The 4768-nt window shown below is 67.0% G+C and carries 4 protein-coding genes; 1 reads left to right on the plus strand and 3 read right to left on the minus strand.

Translation table 11 applies throughout. The features are described from left to right. From EP237_RS22630 to EP237_RS22640, 3 genes are all read right to left on the minus strand, one after another. On the minus strand, positions 1-2298 hold a 2298-nt coding region (locus EP237_RS22630; protein WP_127563081.1), incomplete at its 3' end, for an AAA family ATPase. 88 nt (positions 2299-2386) lie between these two features. Further along, positions 2387-3259: a hypothetical protein gene (locus EP237_RS23260; RefSeq protein WP_164744813.1), complete on the minus strand. Its 873-nt coding sequence runs from the start codon at positions 3257-3259 to the stop codon at positions 2387-2389. A 306-nt stretch (positions 3260-3565) separates the two neighbouring features. Further along, positions 3566-4108: a hypothetical protein gene (locus EP237_RS22640; RefSeq protein ID WP_127563082.1), complete on the minus strand. Its 543-nt coding sequence runs from the start codon at positions 4106-4108 to the stop codon at positions 3566-3568. A 109-nt stretch (positions 4109-4217) separates the two neighbouring features. On the opposite strand from EP237_RS22640, the gene EP237_RS23650 reads away from it, so the two are divergent. After that, the gene (locus EP237_RS23650; protein WP_240661735.1) at positions 4218-4394 is read left to right on the plus strand and encodes a ribbon-helix-helix domain-containing protein; all 177 of its coding nucleotides are present in this window, start codon (positions 4218-4220) and stop codon (positions 4392-4394) included. The last annotated feature ends 374 nt before the right edge of the window (positions 4395-4768 follow it).

Raw genomic sequence — 4768 nt, forward strand, 5'->3', positions numbered from 1 at the left:
GACCCGCGCGAGGAACGCCGCAAGCGCCTCTCCCGAGAGCACCCCGGCCGTGTCGAGGGCGCTCGCCATCTCTTCGAGAAGCGCCCTATGGGCGGTCAGGATCCGGGCAGCCCGTGCCTCAGCGTTGCGCAGATGGGTCTCCACCCGCGCCCGGAGGCCGATGTCGTCGCGCAGCCGCGCCTCGACGCTGTCGGCCGGCCCCTGCCAGATCAGCGACGATCCGAGGCCCCAACTGGCCTCGAGCGCTGTCGCGAGCCGGGTTGCCGACGCCAGATCCGAGCCGGGATCCCCCCCGGACCCGGCGGAGGCCTGACCGAGGACCAGCCGTTCGGCGGCGCGTCCGGCCATGGAGATCGAAAGATGCGCCTCGATTGTTGCCCGATCCTCACCGGTCCGGACGAGGCTTGTGGCCGTGAAGCCGCCTTCGGACCCAATCGCGACCGTAGACACGCGGCCCTGGCCCATAGCTGCCGCGACGATAGCATGCCCGGATTCGTGGACCGAAACGATCCGGCGCAAAGCCTCCGGCAGCGGCGGGTGGGTCGTGGCAATCGCCGCCGCGAGGTCGTTAAGGGTCAGATCACGCCGGGCCTGTCGGGCGTGTCCACGGGCGGCTCGCACGCAGGCGGCAATATCTGCCCCGGACATGCCGAGGGCGGCGTGGCCAATCCCGGACAGATCGGCCTCGGGAAGGTCGGAGCCAAGGTGCCAGCGGAACGCCTTCGGGAGAAGGCCGATATCTGGCTGGGGAAGCGTCAGGATCCGGTCGAAACGCCCGGGCCGGACAATCGCGCGGTCCAGCTTGTCGGGGTGGTTTGTTGCGGCCATGACGACCACCCCTTCATGCCCTTCGTAACCGTCGAGCAGGTCAAGGAATGCGCCCACAACAAAATCCGTGTAGGCGCTGTTGTGATCGGCCCGCCGGGCCCGGTCGCCGAAACTGTCAACCTCATCGACGAACAGAATGCTTGGCGCCAATTCAGCCGCCTGGGCGAAATCAGAACGCATCGCACGGACCATCTCGCTAGAACGCGCGCCCTCACCGGACCATTTTGCCACGGATCCCGCCACGACTGCGACGCCGGCTTCTTCAGCTAGGAGCTTCGCGATCTGCGTCTTCCCCGTTCCGGGCGGCCCAACAAGAAGGGGGCCCCGCGCGACATCCCGCCAGGCGATGCGACCGTCCTGCCAGTCATGCAGGTCCCGGATCATCCCCGCGAGGGGGGCCCGGACAGAGTTCGGCAGGGGGAATTCTGCCCAGCCGAGCCCGCTGTTCGGTGCCGGGCTCAGGGCGGTGACGATTGCCCGGACTGCGGCCTCTGGATCGGATGCGCGCAGGGAGAGGGTCAGGGCATCCGGGGTCAGGCGCGAGACCCGGGCGTCCAGCGGAAGGGCTGTCAGGGCGGTTGCCGCCTCTTGTCCGGGGTAGGCCAGATCGAGGAGGACGGCGAGGGCCGTCCGGTCGAGCGAAGCCAGCGTCACCTCTTGCGGCTGCAACGCCTGCAGGTCTCGCGGTGCGAGACCCGCAACGCTGGTGAGGAGGACAATCGCCCGCCCCCTCTCGACCGCATCGCGCATTTTGTCCGAAAATGCCCCGAGAGGCCGATGCAGGTCGGCGCCGCCGGATTTGACGGCATCCGTGGCAGACAGCAGTTCCGGGGAACGCCGATCCGAGGGCCAGAGGTCCGGCTCTGCGAGGGCCTGCTCCAGCAGCTTGCGTACCGTCAGGCCGAGCGCGGTGCCGCCGGTGGCAAGCAGGGTGATTGCGCCCGGGGTGCCGAGGGCCGTCGCCAGCGCCTCCGGGGAGCGGAAGGTGGCAGCGATCCGGATCGCCGCAAGCAGGGTCACGGCCTTCGGACGCCAGATCGTCGGCGGTCCTTCGGCGGCAGGCGGGAGAGGCGGCAGCAGCACCCCCATCCCCGCCGCTTCGGCCTCGGACTCAAGCCGGTCGAGCAGGTCGTCGACGCTGTCGTCTGCAAAATTGTCCGGATCCTCTCCCGTGTCCGGGGAGGCGTCGGCCTCAGGCCGGTGGCCGTTGTCCGGGCCAGTCTTGCGAGCCGCCGGACCGGCCGACGAGGTGGCATTGTCCTCGGCCGGGTCTGCCGTCGGTTTGGGAGGACGACTGACCCGCCAACCGGCCCAGCTGGTGCCCTTGACGGCGGCGAGGAGCGCCTCGGCGAAGGGGCGCCAGTCCGGGGCCTCGGGCGGGACGGTTGCGCTCTGGGCTCCGGACAACTCCGGGCCGGGTTCGGAGGTGGGGACAGTCGGCGAGGGGGAGGCGAAGGGGATCGCGGTCATGGCAGTCTCCTGTCAGCAGGGAATAGGGGAGGGGTGCCCGCCGCGGCGGGGCGGCGGGGCCTGTGATCTGCGAGGGGAGTGGGAAGGGTCAGACGGCGGACTGACTGGCCTCGATCCGGTCCATCATGGCCATGATCAGCTCGTAAGCCCAGGCCTCGTAAATCTCGCTCTTAACGTTCAGGATACCCGCATAGACCTCGGGCGGGACGACCGCGTCCGGATGGCTCCGCCTGAGGCTCGCATGGGTCGCGGACTCTTTGGCGCAGGCGTCATGACCGGTCGCCATCGGCAGCACCCGGACCAGCTCAACCCTAGCGTCCCGTGGCAGGCCGAGCTGGTGGCGAAATCTTTTGACCGGCGTCCGGCTGAACCCCAACTTCAGAACGTGAAACGCCGTGCCCGGAATCTCGATCCGGAGCAGATAAATATACGACTCCCGTGCGTTCCATGCGCCGCCGCAACCGGCACATTTGACCTGGCCCCAGCTCATGTTGACCCGGGCCACGCGCTGAACATGCCCACAGGAATGCCGGTAGATCCTGTAGTTGGGGTTTCCATTCGGATCGCGGCCGATCCGGTCCCAGCCCTGGCGTGCGGCTTCGTCCCTCTCCCGGGACCGAAGGCAGGTCTCGCAGCGCAGGTCGGTCTTGCGGGCGGCGACCCGTTCGACGAACTCGAACTGCCGCTTCACCACGTGGCCGCACGCAGCGCGGTAAAGACCATAATGGTGATCGCGGCCGACACGGCGCAAGAAGGTCAGGCCCGCCGCCCGTGCGGCATCGGCGAGATCAGCTTCCGCGCAGGCGCCGCAGCGGGGCTGGGCCGTCCGGAGCGTATAGCTCTTGTGCGCGGTCAGCCCCCCACACGCGTCACATTCGAGCGCGACGTGATACCGGTCGCGGATGCGGCCGTGGATCCTGAAGCCCTTGTCGCGAGCGAACCCATGCCAGGCATCCGGCACGGGCCGAGGATAGTCGCGCCACTCGCTGGCGGGAACATGGCGGGAGCGATGCGGAACATGCAGGCGACGCCGGCGACTGGTTANCTCGCTGGCGGGAACATGGCGGGAGCGATGCGGAACATGCAGGCGACGCCGGCGACTGGTTACGACTTCGAAAGGAACACCACGGACGGACGGGCGGGGTGCATGGGATGCGCGAGACTTCAACGGGGACTTGGGCATGAGGATGCTCCTAAATTCGACATGAGGGGGACAGGCGCGGGCGAACCCCGCGCCGGTATCAGCGTCATAAAGAAAGGGGAAAGATCAGAAGGCCGGGCCGAGATCCGGGGTGCCGGGCAGGTCCAGGCCCTTGTCTGACCAAGCCTCCGCGCGTGCGTCGAACGCGTCTTCCAGCGAAAGCCAGCTCTCGAACCGATCAAGGGCAGAGGCGATCATCATGTTGATCGTGCGCGCTCCGGTGACCTCGCTCGGCACGCTATAGGCCCAGCGGCGCAACCGCGCATGGGTCCGCAGGCACGCCACCTCGTCGGGATCGGCGGACCTGATCACATCTATGAAGAGGCGCGCGACACGCTGCAGGTTCAACTCGGCCGCACCCGACGCCGGGGCCGCGAGGACAGCCCCGCAGGCCGCCTTCGTCGCCGCGAGCGACGCATCCGCCGCCCGGATCCACGCGTCAACCGCCGGGTCCTGCCCGGAGTAGCCGCAAAGATCCCGTTCGTCAGAGAGCAGGCGCGGAAGCGTGCCGAGGAAAGAGGCGAAGAGCGCCTCAAGAGACGGTGCCACATGAGCGGCAGGGACGCCTTCAGTCTTCGGCGAAGGAATGGTAGGAACAGAAACAGTCATTGCGATCTCCTTTGCAGTTCGCGGTGGCAAGAGCCGGAGTGAGGGGGGCAACCCTTGCTTCGGCTCGATCAATATGCTATCCGGATATCCGGAAATCAATAGGTGATCCGTGACTGACAAGAAAAAAAATGATGGACGTGCGGATCCCGTACTTGTTCGCCTCCCTGAAGAGCTGATGCGCGCACTAGATGCGATGCGGAGAGCGGAGGAGGACCCGCCGACGAGACCTGAAATGATACGAAGAATTTTGCAGGCGTGGATCGAGCAGCATCCGGTCAAGAAATGAGGTCCTGGTCTGGGCATTACACATGCCAGGACCTGACGGAGGTGACGTAGGCGCAGACTCGAGCACCATTACGAGGCTGATGTTCGGGTGGCGGAAGAAGGGAGAGCCTGTAGGAGCGTCGGAGCACCGCAATGGGGCAGAGCGTAGGCGCGCGACTGCCGCAACTTAGAAGGCTTTGGGGTTTGGTTTGGAGGTGGGCCTGGTGGGCCAGCCCCTGGGCCCAAACTGCGGCGGCGACCCGTGCGCCTCGGGCGAGGTCCGGCAGGCGAGCGGGGTAGTGAGTCTGCAACGAACGGATTCCCGGCCGCACATCACCAAGAAAAAGAACAGGAAAAACAATTCAACGACGGGGTGGGAAGGGTCCAGCAGGCTGC

Source organism: Nioella ostreopsis (genome assembly GCF_004000255.1).
In the GTDB taxonomy this organism is placed as follows: Bacteria; Pseudomonadota; Alphaproteobacteria; order Rhodobacterales; family Rhodobacteraceae; genus Nioella; species Nioella ostreopsis.

Bases quoted from the DNA above. Each gene is read 5' to 3' on its own strand.
- EP237_RS22640 (WP_127563082.1), bottom strand. From the start codon at position 4,108: ATGACTGTTTCTGTTCCTACCATTCCTTCGCCGAAGACTGAAGGCGTC.